At 66.0% G+C, this 20,996-nt stretch carries 20 protein-coding genes; 15 read left to right on the forward strand and 5 right to left on the reverse strand.

What is annotated here, in order from left to right:
• Window positions 1-30: 30 nt before the first annotated feature.
• From TabM4_RS18610 to TabM4_RS18655, 10 genes are all read left to right on the forward strand, one after another.
• Window positions 31-1,485: an FGGY family carbohydrate kinase gene (locus TabM4_RS18610; RefSeq protein ID WP_434615876.1), complete on the forward strand. Its 1,455-nt coding sequence runs from the start codon at window positions 31-33 to the stop codon at window positions 1,483-1,485.
• Window positions 1,486-1,520: 35 nt separating this feature from the next.
• On the forward strand, window positions 1,521-2,471 hold the full coding sequence (locus tag TabM4_RS18615) for a sugar-binding transcriptional regulator (RefSeq protein WP_434615879.1): 951 nt from the start codon (window positions 1,521-1,523) through the stop codon (window positions 2,469-2,471).
• Between the two features lie 37 nt (window positions 2,472-2,508).
• Complete coding sequence (locus tag TabM4_RS18620; RefSeq protein WP_434615882.1) at window positions 2,509-3,294, forward strand: SDR family oxidoreductase; 786 nt, start codon at window positions 2,509-2,511, stop codon at window positions 3,292-3,294.
• Between the two features lie 79 nt (window positions 3,295-3,373).
• Window positions 3,374-3,832, forward strand: a complete 459-nt coding sequence (locus tag TabM4_RS18625; RefSeq protein ID WP_434615885.1) for a GAF domain-containing protein — start codon at window positions 3,374-3,376, stop codon at window positions 3,830-3,832.
• A 34-nt stretch (window positions 3,833-3,866) separates the two neighbouring features.
• Window positions 3,867-4,769, forward strand: coding sequence for a LysR substrate-binding domain-containing protein (locus tag TabM4_RS18630; RefSeq protein ID WP_434615888.1), 903 nt, complete (start codon window positions 3,867-3,869; stop codon window positions 4,767-4,769).
• Between the two features lie 252 nt (window positions 4,770-5,021).
• Window positions 5,022-6,185 (forward strand): ABC transporter substrate-binding protein, encoded by a 1,164-nt coding sequence (locus TabM4_RS18635; RefSeq protein ID WP_434615891.1) that lies wholly within the window; start codon window positions 5,022-5,024, stop codon window positions 6,183-6,185.
• 82 nt (window positions 6,186-6,267) lie between these two features.
• A complete protein-coding gene (locus TabM4_RS18640; RefSeq protein WP_434615894.1) occupies window positions 6,268-7,275 on the forward strand; it encodes an ABC transporter ATP-binding protein in 1,008 nt (335 codons plus the stop codon).
• The gene (locus tag TabM4_RS18645; RefSeq protein WP_434615896.1) at window positions 7,272-8,216 is read left to right on the forward strand and encodes an ABC transporter permease; all 945 of its coding nucleotides are present in this window, start codon (window positions 7,272-7,274) and stop codon (window positions 8,214-8,216) included. Before TabM4_RS18640 ends, TabM4_RS18645 begins: the two co-directional genes overlap by 4 nt.
• Window positions 8,206-9,012 carry an ABC transporter permease gene (locus tag TabM4_RS18650; protein WP_434615899.1) on the forward strand — a complete coding sequence of 269 codons (807 nt, stop codon included), beginning with the start codon at window positions 8,206-8,208 and terminating at the stop codon, window positions 9,010-9,012. Before TabM4_RS18645 ends, TabM4_RS18650 begins: the two co-directional genes overlap by 11 nt.
• 37 nt (window positions 9,013-9,049) lie before the next feature.
• Entirely contained in the window at window positions 9,050-10,474 is a 1,425-nt protein-coding gene (locus TabM4_RS18655) for a gamma-aminobutyraldehyde dehydrogenase (protein WP_434622173.1), read from the forward strand.
• A gap of 163 nt (window positions 10,475-10,637) precedes the next feature.
• Here TabM4_RS18655 and TabM4_RS18660 read toward each other — a convergent pair whose 3' ends face one another.
• Window positions 10,638-11,777, reverse strand: a complete 1,140-nt coding sequence (locus TabM4_RS18660) for a TIGR03862 family flavoprotein (protein WP_434615902.1) — start codon at window positions 11,775-11,777, stop codon at window positions 10,638-10,640.
• Window positions 11,778-11,847: 70 nt separating this feature from the next.
• Here TabM4_RS18660 and TabM4_RS18665 point away from each other — a divergent pair, with 70 nt between their 5' ends.
• The 4 genes from TabM4_RS18665 (at window position 11,848) to TabM4_RS18680 (ending at window position 16,197) form a co-directional block, all read left to right on the forward strand.
• Window positions 11,848-12,138, forward strand: a complete 291-nt coding sequence (locus TabM4_RS18665) for an HNH endonuclease (protein ID WP_434615904.1) — start codon at window positions 11,848-11,850, stop codon at window positions 12,136-12,138.
• Between the two features lie 74 nt (window positions 12,139-12,212).
• The gene (locus TabM4_RS18670; RefSeq protein WP_434615907.1) at window positions 12,213-13,175 is read left to right on the forward strand and encodes a magnesium transporter CorA family protein; all 963 of its coding nucleotides are present in this window, start codon (window positions 12,213-12,215) and stop codon (window positions 13,173-13,175) included.
• Between the two features lie 32 nt (window positions 13,176-13,207).
• Complete coding sequence (locus TabM4_RS18675) at window positions 13,208-14,236, forward strand: agmatine deiminase family protein (RefSeq protein WP_434615910.1); 1,029 nt, start codon at window positions 13,208-13,210, stop codon at window positions 14,234-14,236.
• On the forward strand, window positions 14,233-16,197 hold the full coding sequence (locus TabM4_RS18680; RefSeq protein ID WP_434615913.1) for an amidase: 1,965 nt from the start codon (window positions 14,233-14,235) through the stop codon (window positions 16,195-16,197). The genes TabM4_RS18675 and TabM4_RS18680 overlap by 4 nt, the downstream gene beginning before the upstream one ends.
• On the opposite strand, the gene nagA is transcribed toward TabM4_RS18680, so the two are convergent.
• From nagA to TabM4_RS18700, 4 genes are read right to left on the reverse strand one after another with little or no spacing between them, the layout of a single operon-like run.
• A complete protein-coding gene (nagA, locus tag TabM4_RS18685) occupies window positions 16,194-17,312 on the reverse strand; it encodes an N-acetylglucosamine-6-phosphate deacetylase (protein WP_434615916.1) in 1,119 nt (372 codons plus the stop codon). The genes TabM4_RS18680 and nagA overlap by 4 nt on opposite strands.
• Complete coding sequence (locus tag TabM4_RS18690; RefSeq protein ID WP_434615919.1) at window positions 17,312-18,334, reverse strand: SIS domain-containing protein; 1,023 nt, start codon at window positions 18,332-18,334, stop codon at window positions 17,312-17,314. Before TabM4_RS18690 ends, nagA begins: the two co-directional genes overlap by 1 nt.
• Before the next feature lie 2 nt (window positions 18,335-18,336).
• On the reverse strand, window positions 18,337-19,101 hold the full coding sequence (locus tag TabM4_RS18695; protein WP_434615922.1) for a GntR family transcriptional regulator: 765 nt from the start codon (window positions 19,099-19,101) through the stop codon (window positions 18,337-18,339).
• Window positions 19,101-19,928: a BadF/BadG/BcrA/BcrD ATPase family protein gene (locus TabM4_RS18700; RefSeq protein ID WP_434615924.1), complete on the reverse strand. Its 828-nt coding sequence runs from the start codon at window positions 19,926-19,928 to the stop codon at window positions 19,101-19,103. Before TabM4_RS18700 ends, TabM4_RS18695 begins: the two co-directional genes overlap by 1 nt.
• A 156-nt stretch (window positions 19,929-20,084) precedes the next feature.
• On the opposite strand from TabM4_RS18700, the gene TabM4_RS18705 reads away from it, so the two are divergent.
• The gene (locus TabM4_RS18705) at window positions 20,085-20,978 is read left to right on the forward strand and encodes an N-acetylmuramic acid 6-phosphate etherase (RefSeq protein ID WP_434615927.1); all 894 of its coding nucleotides are present in this window, start codon (window positions 20,085-20,087) and stop codon (window positions 20,976-20,978) included.
• Window positions 20,979-20,996 lie beyond the last annotated feature (18 nt).

Raw genomic sequence — 20,996 nt, forward strand, 5'->3', positions numbered from 1 at the left:
GCCCCTCCTAACCTCCCTCCCGGAGTTGCCATGACCCGCGCCATCATCGCCATCGATCAGGGCACCACGAATTCCAAGGCCGTGCTGGTTTCGGCCGAAGGCGCGGTCCTGTCTCGGGGCTCCGCCGCCGTCGGCATCGACCATCCGCAGCCCGGCTGGGTCGAACAGGACACGCTGCGCATCTGGGCCTCGGTGCAGGAGGCCATCACGCAATGCCTCGCCAACGGCCCCAAGGTGCAGGTCGCGGGCGTGGCCATCTCGAACCAGCGCGAATCTGTGACGGCATGGGACGCCGAGACCGGCGCCCCGCTCGGCCCCGTGGTAAGCTGGCAATGCCGCCGCACCTCGCCGGTCTGCACCGCGCTGGTCGCCGCGGGCCATGCCCCGCGCGTGCAGGAATTGACCGGGCTTCCCATCGATCCGATGTTTCCCGGCCCCAAGATGAAATGGCTGCTCGACCGCATCCCGCCGGGGCACAGGGTGCGCCTTGGGACCATCGATTCATGGCTCATCCACTGCCTCACCGGCGGCGCGGTCCATGCCTGCGATGCCTCGAACGCCGCCCGCAGCCAACTCTTCGACCTCAACCGCCGGGACTGGAGCGATGAGCTCTGCGCGCTCTTCGGCGTGCCGCGCGACTGCCTGCCGCAGGTGCGCGACAGCGCGGCCCATTTCGGCGTCACGCGCGGCGTGGCGGGCCTGCCCGACGGCACCCCCGTCGCCTCCGCCATCGGCGACAGCCATGCCGCCCTCTTCGGTCATGGGGCCTTCCAACCGGGCGACGGCAAGGTGACCTTCGGCACCGGCTCGTCGATCATGGCCACCCTGCCCGAATTCATCGCCCCAAGGGACGGCATCACCACCACCATCGCCTGGTCGATCGACAGCCGCCCGACCTATGCCTTCGAGGGAAACATCCTCGTCTCCGCCTCCGCCCTGCCCTGGATGGTGGACATGCTCGGCCTGCCCGATGTGCAGGCCCTCACCGACCTCGCCGCCACGGCGGAACCGGGGGGGCCGGGCTTCGTGCCCGCCTTCGTCGGCCTTGGCGCGCCGCATTGGCAGGCCGATGCCCGCGCGCTCTTCTGTGGCATCACCTTCAACACCACCCGCGCCCAGATGGCCCGCGCCGTGACCGATTCCATGGCCTTCCAGGTGCATGATGTCTTTGCCGTCATGTCGGCCCAATCCCCCGCACCGCTCGGCCGCCTCTTCGCCGACGGCGGGCCCAGCCGGAACCGCTTCCTCATGCAATGCGTCTCCGACACGCTCGATCACCCGCTGATCCAATGCGACACACCCGAGGCCTCCGCCATCGGCGCCGCCTATCTCGCCGGCCTCTCGCTCGGCCTCTGGGCCGGGCTCGACCAGATCGCGGCCCTGCCCCGCCCCGGCACCGAGATCCGCCCCGTTTCCGGCGACGCCGCCGCCCGCCTCGCCGTCTGGCGCGACGCAATCCGGCGCTCGACCTTGGAAACGCCGTGATTTATGGGTGAATAAAAATTCACGCCGGGGGTCCCATGGGAAGAGTGAACGAGTTGCGGCTGATCGCCCGGGTGGCGCAGATGTACCACTCCGAAGGCAAGCGTCAGGCCGAGATCGCCGCCCAACTGCACATGTCCCAGGCGACAGTCTCGCGCATGCTCAAGCGTGCCGAACAGGAAAACATCGTCCGCACCACCGTCATCCCCCCGCCCGGCACCTTCGCCGAACTCGAAACCTCGCTCCGCCAGCGCTTCGGCCTGACCGAGGCGATCGTCATCGACTGCTCCGAAGACCGCGACGGTGCCATCATGGCCCGCATCGGCGAGGCGGCGGCGCATTTCCTCGAGGTCACGCTGCAACCCGATGAGATCATCGGCGTCTCAAGCTGGAGTCAGACGATCCTCCGGATGGTGGACAACATCCACCCCTTCCGCGCCGTCAAGGCACGGCACGTGGTCCAGATCCTCGGCGGCATGGGCGATTCCGCCGTCCAGACCCATGCCACCGAACTGATCTCCCGCCTCGCACGCCTGACCGGGGCCGAGGCGCGGCTCCTGCTGGTGCAGGGCATCACCTCCTCGCGCGAGGCGAAACTCGTCATGCTGGCCGACTCGGTCGTCCGCGACACGATGGATCTCTTCGACCGCATCAGCCTTGCCATCGTCGGCATCGGCGCGGTCGAACCGTCGGAACTGCTCGCGCGGTCGGGCAATACCTTCTCCCGCCACGAAATGGCCCTCCTGCACGAGGCGGGCGCGGTCGGCGAGATTTCCTTCCGCTTCTACGACAAGGACGGCAAACCCGTGGATACGCCGCTGAACGAACGCGTCATCGGCGTCACCATGGATCACCTGCGCAAGGCCCGCCGCGTCATGGCCCTCGCCGGCGGCGCCTCCAAGACCGAGGCCATCGCCGGGGCGCTCAGGCTCGGGATCATCGACATCCTCGTGACGGACAAATTCACCGCGGCGCGGCTGACCGCATGACACCAGACCCGCCACCGGGTCCATCGAAGGAGACGACATGAAACGCTTTGCCGGTCAGACGGTCATGGTCACGGGCGGAAACAAGGGCATCGGACGCGGCATCGCCACCCGCTTCGCGCAAGAGGGCGCAAAGGTGGCCATCGCCGCCATCGATGCCGACACGCCCGATGCCGCCCGCGCCATCGCCGCCGAAACCGGGGCCGAGGTGCTGGGCCTCATCCTCGACGTCACCGACATCGCCGCGGTCAAGGCCGCCTATGCCGAGGCCGAGGCAAGGCTTGGGCCGCTTTCCGTCTCCGTCCAGAATGCGGGCGTCATCACCATCGCAAAGGTGGAAGACCTCACCGAACGCGAATGGGACTTCAACCTCGACGTCAACACCAAGGGCGTCTTCCTCTGCTGCCAAGAGGCGATCCGCCGCTTCCGCGCCAGCGGAACGCGCGGCCGCCTGATCAACACCGCCTCAGGGCAGGCCCGGCAGGGCTTCATCTACACCCCGCATTACGCCGCGTCGAAATTCGGCGTGGTCGGCCTTACCCAAAGCCTCGCCAAGGAACTCGCCCGCGAGGGGATCACCGCCAACGCGATCTGCCCCGGCATCATCCATACCGAGATGTGGGATTACAACGATCGGGTCTGGGGCAGCATGCTGGGCGATTATGGGCCGGGCGAATTGATGGCGGAATGGGTCGAAGGCATTCCGATGGGCCGCGCCGGCACCCCGGCCGAGGTCGCGGCCCTCGTGGCCTTCCTCGCCTCCGGGGATGCGGCTTATATCACGGGCCAGACGATCAACGTGGATGGCGGCCTCATCATGTCCTGAACTCCGCGCGGCCCCTGCGGCGGCCAAGCCTTGGGCAGGGTGCTGGACAGCGCGCCCCGCCCGTGGCGTTATGGCGCCCATGTCCCCTGCCGTCGCCGCCCTGCACCACGATTGCGCCGCCCTCGGCACGCGCCTCTTCACGATCACCGCGCATGACCTGACGAACGGCCTGTTTCGCCGCGCCTATACCTCGCATCCGGTGGAATACCCCACCCATGGCACGAAACCGCTGCTGCGCGATGCATGGTATGACCTCTGCATCACCCGCGCGCAGCCCTTCGTCGCCAATACGCCCGCAGCCTTTGCCGACCTCTTCTTCGATCATGCCCTGATCACCTCCATGGGGCTCGGCTCCGCCGCAAACCTGCCCATCATCGCCGCAGACGGCACCGTTCCCGGCACCGTCAACCTGCTGGCAGGGGCGCATCATTTCACCCCCGACCGCCTCGCCGCCTATGCCGCGCTGATCGACCGTCACCGCCCCGCCCTCCTGCCCTTCGTCTTGGCCCAAATACCCCACGGGGGTCCGGGGGTGTGAAACCCCCGGCCTCCTCCCGCAAAAGGCGAAACGCATGGCCTTCACCCTCCGCCAACTCCAGTTCTTCGTCGCCGCCGCCGAGGCGGGCAGCGTTTCCGGCGCCGCACGGGCGCTGTCGATCTCGCAATCCTCCGTGACCGAGGCGATCCGCGCGCTGGAGGATGATCTGGGCGTCATCCTCTTCGACCGTCAGGCGCGCGGACTTCTCATCACCCACAAGGGCAGCGCCTTCTTGCGCCATGCGCGCCAGATCCTCGCCGATGTCGCCACCGCCCGCACCGCCTTCCGGGACGAGGCGGAAACCGCCACGGGCCGCCTGTCGCTGGGCGTCACCTCGCTGGTGGCGGGCTATGTGCTCTCCGACATCCTCTCGCGCTTCCGCCGCGCCTTCCCGCAGGTAGAGTTGAACGTGATCGAGGACAATGGCGACTACCTCCAGCACCTCCTGATCGGGGGCGAGTTGGACGTCGCCGTCCTCCTCACCTCCTCGGTCAAGGACCGCATGGCGCTGCATGTGGAAACCCTGCTCGTCTCTCCCTACCGGCTCTGGCTCCCCCTCGGCCATGCACTGGCCCAGCAAGAGGCCATCGCTCTGGAAGAACTCGCAGGCCAACCCTTGATCCAGTTGATGGTGGACGAGATCGAGGAAAGCACCCGTCGCCTCACCGCCGCTCTCCCCGTAAAGCCCGAGATCGCCTTCCGCACGCGAAGCGTGGAGGCGGTCCGCTCGCTGGTGGCCACCGGGGCAGGGCTCGCCATCCTGCCCAGCCTCGTCTATCGCCCGTGGTCGCTGGAAGGCGACCGGATCGAAATCCGCGACGTCTCGGGCGATCTGCCCACGGTGCAGGTCGGCCTCGCATGGCGCCGCGGGGCCCCGCTCTCGCCTCCCGCGCTGAACTTCATCCGCTCGGCGCAAAGCAACGTGCCGAACCGCTGACGCCTCTCCGCGCCGGGGCAGGGGCGTTGCGTCGAGGGGCGGATCACCGTTCGCTGCGTATGTACAGTTTGCGGCACAGTTTCCGGCACGGCTTCCGGTACGGCCCGGATCGACCCTGACCCATCGGAAAAACCGAATTCACCCATCAGCGTTTTGATATTGCGAAACTCCCGCGCGCGCCTACCGTGCAACCCCATGACCGGAATACCGGCACCCCGCGCCATGCGGCGCCACCAACGGGAGATATCCAGCATGACCACACGCAGCCTGAAACTCGCCGCCACGACCGCGCTGGCGCTGATCACCGGCCTCAGCCCGGCCCTTGCCCAGATGACGGAGGTCGGCCCCGGCGAAGGCCAGCTCTCCATCGTCGCATGGGCGGGCTATGTCGAGCGCGGCGAAACCGATCCGGCCTTCGACTGGGTGACGAAGTTCGAAGAATCAAGCGGTTGCAAGGTCAGCGTGAAGACAGCGAACACCTCGGACGAGATGGTCGCCCTGATGAACGAAGGCGGTTTCGACCTCGTCACCGCCTCGGGCGACGCCTCGCTGCGCCTGATCGCCGGGGGGCGGGTGCAAGAAGTGAATACCGCGCTCATCCCTTCGTGGTCCACCATCGACCCGCGCCTGCAGGATGCGCCGTGGCACACCGTTGACGGCAAGCATTTCGGTGTGCCCTACATGTGGGGCCCGAACGTCCTGATGTACAACACTGAGGTGTTCAAGGAACCGCCGACCTCGTGGAACGTTGTTTTCGAAGAACAAAATCTCTCCGACGGCCAATCGAACAAGGGCCGCGTGCAGGCCTATGACGGTCCGATCCACATCGCCGATGCCGCGCAATACCTGATGTTCCACAAGCCGGAACTGGGCATCACCTCGCCCTACGAGTTGAACGAGGATCAGTACAAGGCCGCGCTTGACCTGCTGCGCGGGCAGCGTGAACTGGTCAGCCGCTACTGGCACGACGCCTTCATCCAGATCGACGACTTCAAGAATGAAGGTGTGGTCGCCTCCGGCTCCTGGCCGTTCCAGGTGAACCTGCTGAAAGCCGGCGGCGCCCCCGTCGCCTCCACCATCCCGCAAGAGGGCGCGACGGGCTGGGCCGATACCACCATGCTGCATGTGGACAGCGAGAACCCCAACTGCGCCTATATGTGGTTCGAACACCAGCTTTCCTCGAACCTGCAATCCGACCTTTCGGTCTGGTTCGGCGCGAACCCGTCGGTTCCCGCCGCCTGCACCGACGGGCGTGGGATGCAGACCGCCGAGGGCTGCACCACCAACGGGATGGATGATTTCGAACGCATCCGTTTCTGGACCACGCCGGTTGCCGATTGCTCGCAGGGAGAAGATACCTGCGTGCCCTACTACCGCTGGGTGTCCGACTATATCGGCGTGATCGGCGGCCGCTAAGTCACCCTCCCATCGCGTATTCGGGTGCGCGCCTCCTGCGCGCACCCCTCCTTTCCTTTTGCCTGTCGGAGCCCTCCCCTCCATGACCGCCGCCGTCGAATTCTCGCGCGTTTCCCGCCACTTCGGCCCCACCCACGCCCCGGTGAAGGCCGTCGACGGCGTCGATCTGACAATCGCGGAAGGGTCGTTCTTCGCCATGCTCGGCCCCTCCGGGTCCGGCAAGACCACCTGCCTGCGCCTGATTTCCGGGTTCGAGAAACCCACCGGTGGCACGATCCGCATCTTCGGGCAGGACGTGGGCGACATCCCCCCGAACCGGCGCAACGTGAACACCGTCTTTCAGGATTACGCGCTCTTCCCGCACATGAACGTGCGCGACAACGTGGGCTATGGCCTGATGGTGAAGGGCGTCGACCGCCGCACCCGTGACAGCCGCGCCGAAGAGATGCTGGCGCTGGTGAAACTCGAAGGCTACGGCGACCGCAAACCCGCCCAGCTTTCGGGCGGCCAGCGTCAGCGCGTGGCGCTCGCCCGCGCTTTGGTCAATGAACCCAAGGTCTTGCTGCTGGACGAACCCCTTGGCGCGCTGGATCTCAAACTCCGCGAAGCGATGCAGGATGAGTTGAAGGCCCTGCAATCCCGCCTTGGCATCACCTTCGTCTTCGTGACGCATGACCAGGGCGAGGCGCTTTCGATGGCCGACAGCCTTGCCGTTTTCAACGAAGGCAAGATCGCCCAGATCGGCACGCCCGCCGATGTCTATGCCCGTCCCCGCACCCGTTTCGTGGCGGATTTCGTGGGGTCCTCGAACGTCCTGCCGCCCGAGGTTACCCGCGCCTTCGGTGGCCCGCCGAAATGGGCCTCACTCCGTCCGGAAATGCTGCGCGTCACCGCCGCCGATGGCGTGGCGCTGGCGGGCACCGTCACTGGCCTGCGATACCTCGGCGCGGGCTCCCGCGTCACCGTCGCGCTGAACGGCACCGAAGTCGCGGCCCTCCTGCCCGCCGGCCAGCCCGTGCCGGAACCGGGGGCGACCGTCGGCCTCGCCTTCGATCCCGCCGCGCTGCATGTGATGGAGGGCGAGGGATGACCTCCCCCACCCCCGCCATCCTGCCCGAACGCGGGCTTGCCGACAGGCTGACCGCCCTTTTCTGGCGGCATCCGCGCGTGCTGCTGGCCGTCTTGCTGACGCCGCCGCTCCTTTGGCTGGGCGTTGTCTATCTCGGCTCGCTGGCAGCACTTCTGCTGCAATCCTTCTATTCGATCGACGAATTCTCGGGTCTGGTGAAGCAGGAATTCACCCTCAAGACCTATGCCGAACTCTTCCGCGCCCAGAACCTCGACATCATCATCCGTACCCTTCTGATGTCCGCCGCCGTCACCATCGGCTGCGCGCTGATCGCCTTTCCCATCGCCTATTACGCCGCCCGTTTTGCGCGGGGGAAATGGAAGGCCATCTTCTACCTCGGTGTCATGCTGCCCCTTTGGTCGTCCTATCTGGTGAAGGTCTACGCCTGGAAACTGATCCTCGCCAAGGAAGGCATCATCACATGGGCTGCCGAAGGCGTCGGCCTGTCGATGATCCTGAACGCCATCCTCGCCATCCCCGGAATCGGCGGGAACAGCCTCTCCACCAGCCTGCTCGGCACCTTCATCGTCTTCGTCTATGTCTGGCTGCCCTACATGATCCTGCCAATGCAGGCGTCACTCGAACGTGTGCCGACATCGATGTTGGAGGCCTCTGCCGACCTTGGCGCCTCGCGGGCGCAGACCTTCCGCACGGTGATCCTTCCGCTCGCCATGCCGGGGGTGATCGCGGGTTCGATCTTCACCTTCTCGCTGACGATGGGCGATTACATCATCCCGCAGATCGTCGGCACCTCGGCCCGATTCATCGGGTTGGCCGTCTATCAGTTGCAGGGCACCGCCGGGAACATCCCGCTGGCCGCAGCCTTTGCCGTGGTCCCCATCGTCATCATGGTCATCTACCTGATGATCGCCAAGCGGAAGGGGGCCTTCGATGCACTCTGATCGCGCCTCATGGGGATTGAAGATCGCCGCCGTCGGGGGGCTGCTGTTCCTCCACCTCCCCATCCTCCTCATCTTCCTCTACGCCTTCACGACCGAGGACAAGTCCTACGAATTCCCGCCCCCCGGCCTGACCACCCAATGGTTCGGCGTGGCCTGGAACCGCGAAGATATTTGGCCGCCCCTCTACCTCTCGCTCTGGGTGGCCACCATCGCCACCTTCATCGCCATGATCCTAGGCACGCTCGTTTCCGCCGCGATGGCGAGGACGAATTTCTTCGGGCGCGAACAGATCAGCCTCCTGATCATCCTGCCCATCGCCCTGCCGGGCGTCATCACGGGGATGTCCCTGCGGTCAGCCTTCTCGATCATGGACATACCCTTCTCGACATGGACCATCATCCTAGGCCACGCGACCTTCTGCATCGTGATCGTCTACAACAACGCCGTAGCCCGCTTCCGCCGCCTGTCCGGCGGCATTCTCGAAGCGTCAGCCGACCTCGGCGCCAACAGCTTCCAGACCTTCCGCTATGTCCTGCTGCCCAACCTCGGCACCGCGCTTCTGGCGGGCGGGATGCTCGCCTTCGCCCTGAGCTTCGACGAAGTCATCGTCACCACCTTCACCGCGGGCCAGCAAAGCACCCTGCCCATCTGGATGCTTCAGGAACTCGTCCGCCCGCGCCAGCGGCCCGTCACCAACGTGGTGGCCATCGTGGTGTTCCTCGCCACCTTCGTCCCCATCCTCATCGCCTATTACCTCACCCGCGGCGGGTCTGACACCGCCGGATCGGGCAAATGACCAAAGGGAGGTCCAAATGGACAGCGCACTGATGACCATCGACACCCAGCTTCTGATCGGCTCCGCCTTCGAGGCCGGGCAAGAGGCGCGGGAACAGATCCTGAACCCCCGCACTGGTGGCCTGATCCTCGAGGTGCCGGAGGCTTCGACCGCGCAGGTGGACCGTGCCGTGGCCGCCGCCCGCAAGGCCTTCGAGACATGGTCGCGCACCACCCCCGCCGAACGCGCCGCAGCCCTCCTCCGCATCGCGGATCGCGTAGAGGCCGAAGCCGACGCCTTCGCCGCGCTCGAGGCGCTGAACTGCGGCAAACCCATCAACGCGGCACGGAATGACGAAATCCCCGCCATCGTCGACTGCTACCGTTTCTTCGCCGGGGCTGTGCGCTGCCAGCACGGGGCGGTTGCGGGCGAATACCTCGCCGGCCACACCTCCATGATTCGCCGCGACCCGATCGGCGTCGTCGCCTCCATCGCTCCGTGGAACTATCCGCTGATGATGATGGCATGGAAACTCGGCCCCGCCATCGGCGGCGGCAATACGGTGGTCTTCAAGCCGTCGGAACAGACCCCGCTGACCGCGCTGAAGATGGCGAGGATACTGGCCGAGGAACTGCCCGAAGGCGTGGTCAGCATCGTCGCGGGACGCGGGCAGACCGTCGGCAACTACCTGATCAACCACCCGCAGGTCGACATGATCTCCCTCACCGGCGACGTGGCCACGGGCAAGAAGATGCTCGACGCCGCCGCCAAGACGGTGAAGCGCACCCATCTGGAATTGGGCGGCAAGGCTCCCGTCATCGTCTTTGACGATGCCGACGTGGCCGAGGTCGTCGATGGCCTGCGCGCCTTCGGTTATTACAACGCGGGACAAGACTGCACTGCCGCCTGCCGCATCTATGCCGGAAAGAAGGTCTATGACCGTCTGGTGGCCGACCTTACCTCTGCCGTTTCCACCATCGCGCTGGGGAACGAGGATGACAGCACCAACGAGATCGGCCCCCTGATTTCCTTGCGCCAGCGCGACCGGGTGGCCTCCTTCGTCAACCGCGCGCGTGAGGTGAACCATATCGAGATCACCACGGGCGGCGAGGTGATGGATCAGGGTTTCTACTACCGCCCCACCGTCATCGCAGGTGCCAAGCAGGAGGATGAGATCGTCCGCCGCGAGGTCTTCGGCCCCGTTGTGTCGATCACCCCCTTCTCCGACGTGGATACGGCGGTGCAATGGGCCAATGACAGCGATTACGGCCTCGCTTCCTCGGTCTGGACCAAGGACGTGGGCCGCGCCATGGCGACGGCGGCACGGCTGCGCTATGGCTGCACCTGGATCAACACGCATTTCATGCTGACCAATGAGATGCCGCATGGCGGGTTGAAACAGTCCGGCTATGGCAAGGACATGTCGGCCTATGCGCTGGAGGATTATACGGTCGTCCGGCATGTGATGATCAAGCACGGCTGATCCGGTAGAGCGCGGGGCAGGGATGCCCCGCGCAAGCCTTTCCTGTCGCCTCCCGCGCGTGCCGCGCGTCCGGCTCCGCTGTTCAGGGGGGCGTTCCGCCCCCTCTTGGCCTGACGGCCAATTCACCCCCGGAGGGTATTTTGGCCGGGACGAAGACCACGGTTCATCTTGCCGCTGCCCTGCCTGCCCAGCGCCCGGTTGCCCAACACCCGGTCAGCAGGTAACCGCCTGTCGGTGCCTCCCAGTCCAGCATCTCGCCACAGGCGAAAACGCCGGGCAGAGCGCGCAGTTCCAGACTCTCGGTGAGCGCGGCCTGCGTTGCGCCACCGGCGGAAGAGATAGCCTCGGCGATTGGCCGGGGGCCTGTCAGGCGCAACGGCAAGGCCTTGACGGCCCGGCCCGGATCAATCCCGCGCCCGAATTCCATGATCAGGGCCACCGCCGCGGGCGAAAGGCCAAGTTTGCGAAGGCGGTTCGCGAGCGTTTCGCCCGGTTTCATCCGTGCCAGTCGCGCGGCGATCGCAGCACCGTCGACATCGGGCAGGAAATCGACAGCCAGCGCAGCGCCGTCACGCACAGGGGCCGAAACGGCATAGACGCCACCCCCCTCGATCCCGCGGGAAGAGATCACGAATTCCCCACGTTCACGCAGGTCGTCTGCCAACAGCATTGCGCCCTTCACCGGTTGCCCGAAATGTCGCGACATGTGCGGCGACCAATCGACGCCAAAGCCCATGTTGGCCGGAAGAAACGGGGCGATCTCCACCCCCTTGTCACGCAGCCATGGCACCCATGCCGCATCCGAACCGAGCCGAGGCCAGCTTGCCCCGCCTAGCGCCAGCACCACCACGCGGGGATGCAGGACCCTTGCGCCCTGCGGCGTGTCGAACTGCCAGCCGTCGCCCTGAAACCCCATCCAACGCCAGCGCAGCCGCAACTCCACCCCTGCCGATCCAAGGCGCGAAAGCCATGCTCGCAGGAGGGGGGAAGCCTTCATCGCCACGGGAAAGACGCGTCCCGATGACCCGGTAAAGACGTCCTGTCCCAAGGCGCGGCACCATGCCTTTACCTGATCCGGACCGAAGTCGCGCAGGATGGGTTCAAGCCAGGCTGCGCCATAAGCCGCGAGGAACGCCGCGCTGCCCTCATCCTTGGTGACGTTAAGCCCCGATTTCCCGGCCATGAGAAACTTGCGACCGGCCGAGGGCTTTGCCTCGCAGATGACGACCTGCCGCCCGGCTGCCGCCAATTCTTCCGCAGCCATGAGGCCGGCTGGCCCCGCGCCGATCACCAAAGCATCCATCTTGCCGCATCCATCTTGCCGGAGCCCCGCATTCCGCCATCCTCTGCCGGGAAAGCCCGGAAAGGACAACATGAACCCGACCTGCCCGATCTGCCTGCGCCCCATCCCGCCGGATGTGCCGCAAAGCCTGCATCACCTGATCCCGAAGCTGAAGGGTGGCAAGGGCGGACCAACGGTCCTGATCCACCATATCTGCCACAAGGAGATTCATGCCCGCTTTTCCGAAGCGGAGCTTGCGCGGCAGTTCAACACGCCCGAAGCCATACGTGGCGACCTCCGGATGGAGCGGTTCCTTGCATGGATCGCACGTCGCCCCCCAGAATTCCTGTCGCGTGTTCCGGGCGGGCGACGCGGACGATGAGGTCCGATGAACGCGTCCTTGCCGACGGTGCAGTGCCCGCCTAACCTCTGCCTGCCGTAAATGCCGGGTGCTTGATGCTGATCGCCTATCGCGAAATCGAGGGTCGCCTGATCCGCCTTGCGCCCGAGGCGCCGCTTTCTTCGGCGATTTGGATCGATCTTTTGCGACCGGATCAGGTGGAAACCGCCGCCGTTGCCGCGCTTGGCCTTGATGTTCCGACGCTTGAGGACATGGAGGAGATCGAGGTTTCGAACCGCCTCTATCGCGAGGGTTGGGTCGACTATCTGACCGCGCAGTTGACCGGCCATTCCGAAACAAATGGCCCCATGGCGGGGCCTGTCACCTTCATCCTGTCGACGGCGCGCCTTGTGACCGTGCGCCACCATGACAGCCGCCCGTTCGAGACCTATCCGACGCGGGCCGACAAGGTTGGCCCCACCTGCGCCAATCCGAATGGCATCTTCCTGTCGCTGATCGAGGAAATCGTCGGTCGCCTTGCCGACCTTCTGGAATCGTCGGGCCGCAGCCTCGACCATGTGTCGCGCAGTGTCTATTCGCCCGGAAAACGCGGGCAGAACCAGAAGCGGCTCGAGGTCGCCCTGCGCCATATCGGTCGCGAGGCCGAACTTCTCGGCAATATCCGCCTTGCCCTGCTGACGCTGAACCGCGCACTTGGTTTCTATGCGCAGACCGCCCGCGACAGGATCGGAGATGAAGGGCTTGCGGGCAGCGTCGCCAACCTTATGCGCGACATGGACGCGCTTGAGGTACATACCGACTTTCTTTCGCAAAGGGTGGGCCTTGCCTCGGATGCCACGCTGGGGATGATCAACCTTGCGCAGAATTCCACAGTGCGGATCGTGTCGGTGGTGGCGGTTCTGTTCTCGCCACCGACGCTGATCGCCTCGATCTACGGGATGAATTTCGAGATCATGCCCGAACTTGCGCAACCGCTGGGCTATCCCTCGGCGCTCGTTGCGATGCTCGCCTCCTCGGTGATCGCCTATCTCTACTTTCGTTGGAAAAACTGGCTCTAACCTTGCCGAAATCGGCCAACCCGGAATCTGCCATGCCCTATGTGATGCCACCCGAAACCGCGCCGCAGGATCGTATCTGGATGGCCTTTCCCCGCGAAGGCGCGACGCTGGGCGAAACCACCGTCGAACGCGAGGCAGGCTATGCCGCCTGGGCAGCCGTCGCTCATGCCATCGCCGAATACCAACCCGTCACGATGATCGTGGACCCGAGCGAACGCAGCCGCGCAAAACGCATGCTTTCTGCCGGAATAGAGACGGTTGAGCGCGTGATCGACGATTTCTGGCTGCGCGACTCCGGCCCTACCTTCGTGCATGCCGAGGACGGATCACTTGCCGCCGTGGACTGGATCTTCAATGGCTGGGGCGGAGGCGACTGGACCTCGGCCACGCATGACAGAGGCCTCGCCGCCTTCATCGCCGGCCTGCTGGGCGTACCTATCGTCCCATCGCTTTTGGTGAATGAAGGGGGCGGTATCCATGTTGATGGCGATGGCACCATCCTGCTGACCGAAACCGTCCAGCTTGGCCCCGAGCGCAACCCCCATGCCGATGCCGCAAGGGTAGAGGCGGAAATGGCGCGGACTCTGGGTACGGAAAAGACGATCTGGCTGCCCCGCGGCCTTGCGCGCGATTACGAACCCTTCGGCACGCGGGGCCATGTGGACATCGTGGCCACCTTCCCGTCTCCGGGGAAGGTGCTGGTCCATGCACAGCCCGACGAAGGCCACCCAGACCATGCCACGATGCGCGAGATCCGCGAGATCCTTGCCGCCGCGACCGATGCCAAGGGGCGAAGGCTGGAGGTGATCGACCTGCCCGCCCCCGAGACCCTGACAGACGCGCATGGTTTCGTGGACTGGTCCTATGTGAACCATCTGGTCATCAACGGTGCCGTAATCGCCTGTGCCTTCGACGAACGGAAGGCCGATGCCCGTGCCGCCGAAATCCTTTCCACCGCCTATCCCGGTCGCCGCATCGTGTCGGTCGATGCCCGCGAACTCTTTGCGCGGGGCGGCGGCGTCCATTGCATCACACAGCAGCAGCCAAAGCCCCGCACATGAACATCGTCGAAGCCTCCCTCGCCGACCTGCGCGCTGCGCTGGATGACGGACGCACCACCTCGGTCGCATTGACCGCCGCCTATCTGAACCGCATTGCCGCCGATGACCGGCACGGCGCGCGGCTGAATGCCGTGCCCGTCCTGAACCCTGCGATGTTCGAAGAGGCCCGCGCATCGGACCTGCGCAGAACGCGCGGGGAAACGCTGGGCCCGCTGGACGGCATCCCCTACACCGCCAAGAACAGTTACAAGGCCAAGGGCCTGACCGTCGCCTCGGGCTCTCCCGCCTTTGCGGACCTCGTCGCCAGCGACGATGCCTTCGCGATTGCACGTCTGCGAGCGGCGGGGGCGGTGCTGATCGGGCTTACCAACATGCCGCCCATGGCCAATGGCGGGATGCAGCGCGGCGTCTATGGCCGCGCAGAAAGCCCCTACAATGCGGACTACCTGACCGCGGCCTATGCCTCCGGTTCCTCCAACGGATCAGGCACGGCCACTGCGGCCAGTTTCGCGGCTTTCGGTCTGGGCGAGGAGACATGGTCGTCGGGCCGCGCGCCTGCCGCGAACAACGGGCTTTGTGCCTACACGCCGTCGCGCGGCGTCATTTCGGTACGTGGCAACTGGCCGCTGGTGCCCACGATGGATGTCGTGGTTCCCCATACCCGCAGCATGGCGGATATGCTGCAACTCCTCGACATTCTCGTGGCGGATGATCCCGAAACACGCGGTGACCTCTGGCGCAGCCAGCCATGGATCGCCATCCCGAAGGCAAGCGAGATCCGCCCGCACTCCTATCCCGCATTGGCGGAAACCGCCTCGCTTGCAGGCAAGCGCATCGGGGTTCCGGCGATGTACATCAATGCCGACCCCCTTGCTGGCACGGCGGATGACCCCGGCATAGGTGGGCCGACGGGACAACGCATCGTCACCCGCCCGTCCATCCTTTCCCTCTGGCACCGCGCGCGGCAGGCGATGGAGGCGGCGGGGGCCACCGTCATCGTCACCGATTTCCCCGTGATCACCAATTACGAGGGCGATCGTCCCGGCGCCCCCACCCTCCGCACGCGCGGCCTTGTCCCGCCCGCCTATTTGAAACGCGAGATCATGGATCTTTCGGTCTGGTCTTGGGACGATTTCCTTGCCGCCAACGATGACCCGACGCTGAACCGCCTGTCGCACGTGGATGGCAGTACGATCTTTCCCCTGCCCAAAGGCGCGCTGCGTGACCGATATGACGGCTTCGATGACGATATCGCCACCTATCCCGCCTTTGCCGCCGCGCATCCGGTGACGGATTTCCGCACCATCCCCCACCTTGCCGAAGGCTTTGCCGCGCTGGAGGAAACGCGCCACCGCGATCTGGAAGAGTGGATGGATGCCCTGCGCCTTGATGCCGTGGTATTTCCTGCGGTCGCCGATGTGGCGCCCGCAGATGCTGACAGAAACCCCGACTCTTTTGAAAAGGCCTGGGCCAACGGCGTTTGGGTGGCCAATGGCAACCTTGCCATCCGGCATCTGGGCATCCCCACCGTGACCGTCCCGATGGGAGTCATGGAGGATACCGGCATGCCCGCTGGCCTGACCTTCGCCGGACGTGGCTGGGAGGACAACGCCCTTCTGCAAATCGCCTGCGCCTTCGAGGCGACGGGGCACTATCGGCAGCCGCCGTCACGCGTTCCGGACGAAACCCTCGCCGGTTCCTTCCCCCTCCCGAAGGACCAGCGCCCTGCTCCGGGCCTCTCTGTCACGGTGGAGGACCTTGCGGATGGCAGGCAGCAGGTTACCGTCCATCTTCAATCACATGCGGCGCTGACACGATTGCGGGTGAATGGGCAAACCATGCAGGGAACGTCTCTGACCTTGCCAAAAAACACGCACATCCACAGCGAATGGCAAGCGCCCTATGGCCCCATCGTCGTCGCGGAATTCGAGGATGGCACCGCCGCCTTCGCCGCCCTCTAGACCGCTACACCGTCGCGCCAGACGCCCTGCAGGTTCCAATCAGGCGACAGATGCACCATGTCTGCCCGCGCACCGGGGCGCAGATGCCCCAGATCGTCCCGCCCGATCACCGCTGCGGGAACGGCGCTTGCCATGGCAAGCGCCCGCTCCTCCGCGATCCCTACATCCTTCACGAGGACCTGCACCGCCCGTGGCAAGGTCAGGTCGGCCCCAGCCAGCGTGCCATCCTCAAGCGTCAACCGCCCCTCCGCCCGCAAGATCCGCCGCCCGCCCAAATGGAACTCTGTCAAATCCGTCCCCGCAAGGGCCATGCAATCCGAAACAAGGAAGACCCCCTCGCGCTTTGCCGCCAATGCGACGCGCAGCGTCAGCGGGTCGACATGGATGCCATCCGCAATCAGCCCTGCAAATCCGCCCGCCGCAAGAACCGCACCCACCATGCCCGGCGTGCGATTGCCCATCTGGCTCATGGCGTTGAAAAGATGCGTCGCGCAACGCGCGCCCGCCGCCATCGCCGCCCGCGCCACGTCTGCGCTGCAATCGGTATGACCCAGCGAAACGATCACGCCTGCCGCTGCCATTGCGGCGATCTGGTCCAGCGTCACCGATTCCGGAGCGACTGTGACCATCAGCGCAGGCAACTCTGCCGCCGCCTCTATCACCAAGGCCAGATCACGCGCCTCCATCGGCCGGATCAGGGCAGGATCATGCGCCCCCTTTCGCCGCAGATCCAGATGCGGCCCTTCCAGATGCAGGCCCAGAAAACCCGGCACCTGCGCCTTCGTGGCCGCAATTCCCGCCTCGACCACCCGCACCGTCGCATCATGGGTATCGGTGATGAGCGTCGGCAGGCATCCCGTCGCGCCCAACCGTGCCTGAACCGCGCAAACAGTTTCCAACACTGCCAGGTCGCAACTTGCGTCGATGGCAACGCCACCCGACCCATTCACCTGCAGGTCAAGGAATCCCGGCGCGATCACGCCGGCGCCAAGATCCACCACATGCCCCTCGGGCGGCCCAAACCCGATAACGCGGCCCCCTTCCACCAAAAGCGCGCCATCACGGAACTGCGCCCCGTCGAATACCCGTGCCCCGGTGAACGATACCCGCCCCATCACACCGTCTCCGTCACCTTGCGCAGATGGGGCGGCGTGTCGGGATCAAACCCTCGCCGTCGAGCCAGCGCCTCGACAAAGCCGTAGAAACCAACCGCCAGAACCAGTGGCGCGACCAGCGGATGCAGACCACCGACCGAGGGCAAGGTTACGCAACCCTGCGCCGCAGCCCCCGTCACGAAGACATCCGCCCCCTGCGCCGCCAATCGCTCTGCCGTCTGCACCACACCCGCATGCGCCGCGTCCTCCACCGCCAGTGCCAGCACGGGGAAATGCGCCTGCACGATGGCCGACGGCCCGTGCAGGACCTCTGCCGCCGAGTAGGCCTCGGCATGCAGGCCGCAGGTTTCCTTCAGTTTCAGGGCGCATTCGTTCGCAATCGCGAAGGCAGGCCCGCGCCCCAGCACATAGCCCTGCTGCGCCCGCGCCATCCGCGCGGCAAGCGGCGACCAGTCAAGTGCCAAAGCAGCCTCGAATGCCTGTGGAATCGTCTCTATTGCAGCCAAAAGAGGCTCGTTCTGCTGCCATTCTGCAACCAGCGCCAACCCGGCGACCACCGAGGTGACGAAGGTCTTGGTCGCCGCAACAGACTGTTCCACCCCTGCCTGCAACGGCAGGCAGTGGGCCGACACCTGCGCCATCGGGCTATCGGCGAAATTGGTGATCGCCACCGAAAGAGCCCCACCAGTGCCCGCCGCGCGGATCATTTCCACGATGTCCGGGCTGCGACCCGATTGCGAGATCCCCACGCAGGCCGCCCCGCCCAACCGCAGGGGGCGGCCATAGACCGATGCCACCGATGGCCCCACCGATGCCACCGGCACCCCCGCCAGCAATTCCACCGCGTATTTCAGATAGGTCGCCGCATGGTCGGAAGAGCCCCGCGCCACAGTGACGATAAGTCCCGGATCGATTGCACGCATCGCTGCCGCCGCTGCCCGCAACGCCCCCCGCGATTCCATGAGGAATCGTCTCGAAACCTGCGGAATCTCGCTTACCTCGCGGGCCATGTAACTGGTCATCGTCAGTTCCTTTCCGCTTCGGGTGCCAGCTTCAGCTCCACCGCGAAGTCATAGGCGTCGCCCCGGTAGAGCGACCTTGTGAATTCCACCACCCGCCCGTCCGGCAGGTATCCGACACGTTCGATCCGCAGCCCCGCCGCGCCGGGCGGCACATGCAGCAATTCCGCATCCCGCGCGCCCAGATTGGCCGCGGAAATCCGCTGCACCGCCCGCACAGGCCGCATCCCCCGCGCCTCCAGCACCGCATAAAGTGACGCTTCCACCGCCTCCGGCTCTGGCAAGACCTGCGCAGAAAGCGAGGCGCGTTCAATCGCCAGCGGCACCCCGTCCGACCGCCGCACTCGTTCCAGCCGCGCGACACGGTCCCCCGCGCCCAGCCCCAGCGCCATCACATCTTCCGGTGCTGGCGCATGCAGCCCGCGCGCCAGCCAGACGGATTCCACACTCTTTCCGCGCCGCGCCATATCTTCGGTAAAGCTTGTCAGCAGGCTTAGGGCCTGTTCCAGCCGCTCCACCCGCGCCGCGACAAAGGTTCCCGATCCGCGCTTTTGCACCAGTTGCCCCGATGCGACCAAGCCTTCAACCGCCTTGCGCACCGTCACCCGGCTCAGCCCCGTCATCGCCGCCATGTCCCGCTCGGGCGGCAGGCTGTCGCCCGGGCGCAACCGGCCCGAGGTGATGGCCTCGCCGATCCGCCGCTGCAATTGCAGGTAAAGCGGCCCGCTGCCCACCTCTTCGAACCCGTCGGGGGAAAAGATCTGCTCCATCACGCCGCCTCCCGCGCCAGCATCAGCGCGCCGTCAAGCGCGGTGCCAAGCGCCGCCTGAATCGGGAATCGCTCCGCCATCCGCGTGGCAAAAACAGTCCCTAAACCGCCCAAAAACACCACCGGCAGGTCATCCTTGCCACGCAGCAGGCCCACCGCCTCGGCCACATCCGCCTCGGCCCGCGCCATCACCGCCTGCGCCGCCGGATCGCCGCTTTCCACCACCCGCGGGGCCAGCGCCGCGAAATCCGCAGGCCGCGCCCGCAGCGAAAAGGCCACCACGCCATCCGGCCCGCCCATCTCGTCCACCAGCGCGGCCAGCAATGGCGTCACGTCGCCGAACCCGTCCAGCGCCCGCAACGCCGCCGCAAGAACCGCCCGCCCGATCCAGGCCCCGCTGCCCTCATCCCCCAGAACCAGCCCGCGCCCGCCGATCTGCCGGATCACGCCGCCACGCTGCACCGCAAAGACCGAACCGGTCCCCAAGGCCGCCACGACACCATCCCCCGCGCCCAGCGCCCCCTTCACCGCCGTGATCCCGTCGGTCACAACCGACATCCGGCGAAAGGGCAGGGCGTCGCGCAGCCGATCCGCGGCCCCCGCCGCATTCGCCCCCGCCAGCCCCAGCCCCGCCGCCACAACCTCACCCCCGCCCGCCGCCGCAATCGCCGCCTGCGCCGCTACAAGAATGTTCCCTGCGGCCCCGCTGGCATCCGAGGCGATATTCGCAGGCCCCGCCGCCCCACGCCCAAGGATCAGGCCCGCGGCATCCGCCACGGCCGCACGGCACCCCGTGCCGCCCCCATCAATCCCCAGAAAAAGCTGCATGGCGAATCCCTTCACCCATAAAGATACCAAAACAATACCAAATGGAAAGGACCTTTGCGAAAACGGGCCAAAAACTGATGCTGCACCTGCAAAACGCAAAGACGCTTTACAATTGGTATTAGTTTGGCATTATCAGGGAAACAGGAAGGGAATCACATGACAGAGCGCCCGACAGAGGCCCGTCACCCCCAATCCGCAGGGTTGCACGCCCTGCCGGGAACGGCTGCCCTGTTGCATCTGCTGGATGCCCAGCTTGCCGCGCTTGCAGCCGTGCGCGCGGCCATTCCGATGATCGACGCCGCCGCCACCGCCGCGGCAGACAGCCTCCGCGCCGGTGGAAAACTCGCCTATGCAGGCGCCGGATCCTCGGGCCTCATGGCGCTGGCCGATGCGCTGGAACTGGCCGGAACCTTCGGCATCCCGCCCTCGACCTCGCCCATCCTCTTTGCGGGCGGCACGGATGCCCTGCTGCACATGGTTGGATCGGTCGAGGATGATCCGGCACTGGCCGAAGCCGACTTCCGCAAGGCGGGGCTAACCAAGGGCGACACCATCCTCTGCCTCTCTGCCTCCGGCTCCACCCCCTACACGCTGGTCATCGCCGATCTGGCGCGCAAGGCGGGGCTGACGGTGGTCGGCATCGCCAACGTTCCGGGGTCGAAACTGCTGGAACAGAGCCACATTTCCATCCTTCTGGACACCGGACCCGAGGTCGTGAATGGCTCCACCCGCATGGGGGCGGCAACGGCGCAGAAGGTGGCGCTGAACATGCTGTCAGTGCGCATGGGCATCCTGCTGGGGCATGTGCATGACGGCTACATGGTCAATCTCCATGCCGACAACGCGAAACTGATCGACCGCGCCGCCCGCATCGTCTCGGGCATCTCGGGGCGCGATATGGAAACGGCGAAACACGCGCTCGGCCAGACCGGCGGGGCGGTGAAACCGGCGGTGCTGATCGCTGCCGGAGCCTCGCGCGACAAGGCGCAGGCGCTTCTCACGAACAGCGGGGGGGCACTCGGCCCGGCCCTTGCCGCTTTGAACGCATAAGGCCACCAACTGGGAGAG

Source organism: Tabrizicola sp. M-4, assembly GCF_051132405.1.
In the GTDB taxonomy this organism is placed as follows: domain Bacteria; phylum Pseudomonadota; class Alphaproteobacteria; order Rhodobacterales; family Rhodobacteraceae; genus Paragemmobacter.

Coding starts and splice junctions, on each gene's coding strand:
- TabM4_RS18705 (WP_434615927.1), top strand. CDS start 20,085: ATGACAGAGCGCCCGACAGAGGCCCGTCACCCCCAATCCGCAGGGTTG.
- TabM4_RS18670 (WP_434615907.1), top strand. CDS start 12,213: ATGCTGATCGCCTATCGCGAAATCGAGGGTCGCCTGATCCGCCTTGCG.
- TabM4_RS18700 (WP_434615924.1), bottom strand. CDS start 19,928: ATGCAGCTTTTTCTGGGGATTGATGGGGGCGGCACGGGGTGCCGTGCG.
- TabM4_RS18615 (WP_434615879.1), top strand. CDS start 1,521: ATGGGAAGAGTGAACGAGTTGCGGCTGATCGCCCGGGTGGCGCAGATG.
- TabM4_RS18640 (WP_434615894.1), top strand. CDS start 6,268: ATGACCGCCGCCGTCGAATTCTCGCGCGTTTCCCGCCACTTCGGCCCC.
- TabM4_RS18660 (WP_434615902.1), bottom strand. CDS start 11,777: ATGGATGCTTTGGTGATCGGCGCGGGGCCAGCCGGCCTCATGGCTGCG.
- TabM4_RS18680 (WP_434615913.1), top strand. CDS start 14,233: ATGAACATCGTCGAAGCCTCCCTCGCCGACCTGCGCGCTGCGCTGGAT.
- TabM4_RS18610 (WP_434615876.1), top strand. CDS start 31: ATGACCCGCGCCATCATCGCCATCGATCAGGGCACCACGAATTCCAAG.
- TabM4_RS18690 (WP_434615919.1), bottom strand. CDS start 18,334: ATGACCAGTTACATGGCCCGCGAGGTAAGCGAGATTCCGCAGGTTTCG.
- TabM4_RS18625 (WP_434615885.1), top strand. CDS start 3,374: ATGTCCCCTGCCGTCGCCGCCCTGCACCACGATTGCGCCGCCCTCGGC.
- TabM4_RS18620 (WP_434615882.1), top strand. CDS start 2,509: ATGAAACGCTTTGCCGGTCAGACGGTCATGGTCACGGGCGGAAACAAG.
- TabM4_RS18665 (WP_434615904.1), top strand. CDS start 11,848: ATGAACCCGACCTGCCCGATCTGCCTGCGCCCCATCCCGCCGGATGTG.
- nagA (WP_434615916.1), bottom strand. CDS start 17,312: ATGGGGCGGGTATCGTTCACCGGGGCACGGGTATTCGACGGGGCGCAG.
- TabM4_RS18630 (WP_434615888.1), top strand. CDS start 3,867: ATGGCCTTCACCCTCCGCCAACTCCAGTTCTTCGTCGCCGCCGCCGAG.
- TabM4_RS18675 (WP_434615910.1), top strand. CDS start 13,208: ATGCCCTATGTGATGCCACCCGAAACCGCGCCGCAGGATCGTATCTGG.
- TabM4_RS18650 (WP_434615899.1), top strand. CDS start 8,206: ATGCACTCTGATCGCGCCTCATGGGGATTGAAGATCGCCGCCGTCGGG.
- TabM4_RS18645 (WP_434615896.1), top strand. CDS start 7,272: ATGACCTCCCCCACCCCCGCCATCCTGCCCGAACGCGGGCTTGCCGAC.
- TabM4_RS18635 (WP_434615891.1), top strand. CDS start 5,022: ATGACCACACGCAGCCTGAAACTCGCCGCCACGACCGCGCTGGCGCTG.
- TabM4_RS18695 (WP_434615922.1), bottom strand. CDS start 19,101: ATGGAGCAGATCTTTTCCCCCGACGGGTTCGAAGAGGTGGGCAGCGGG.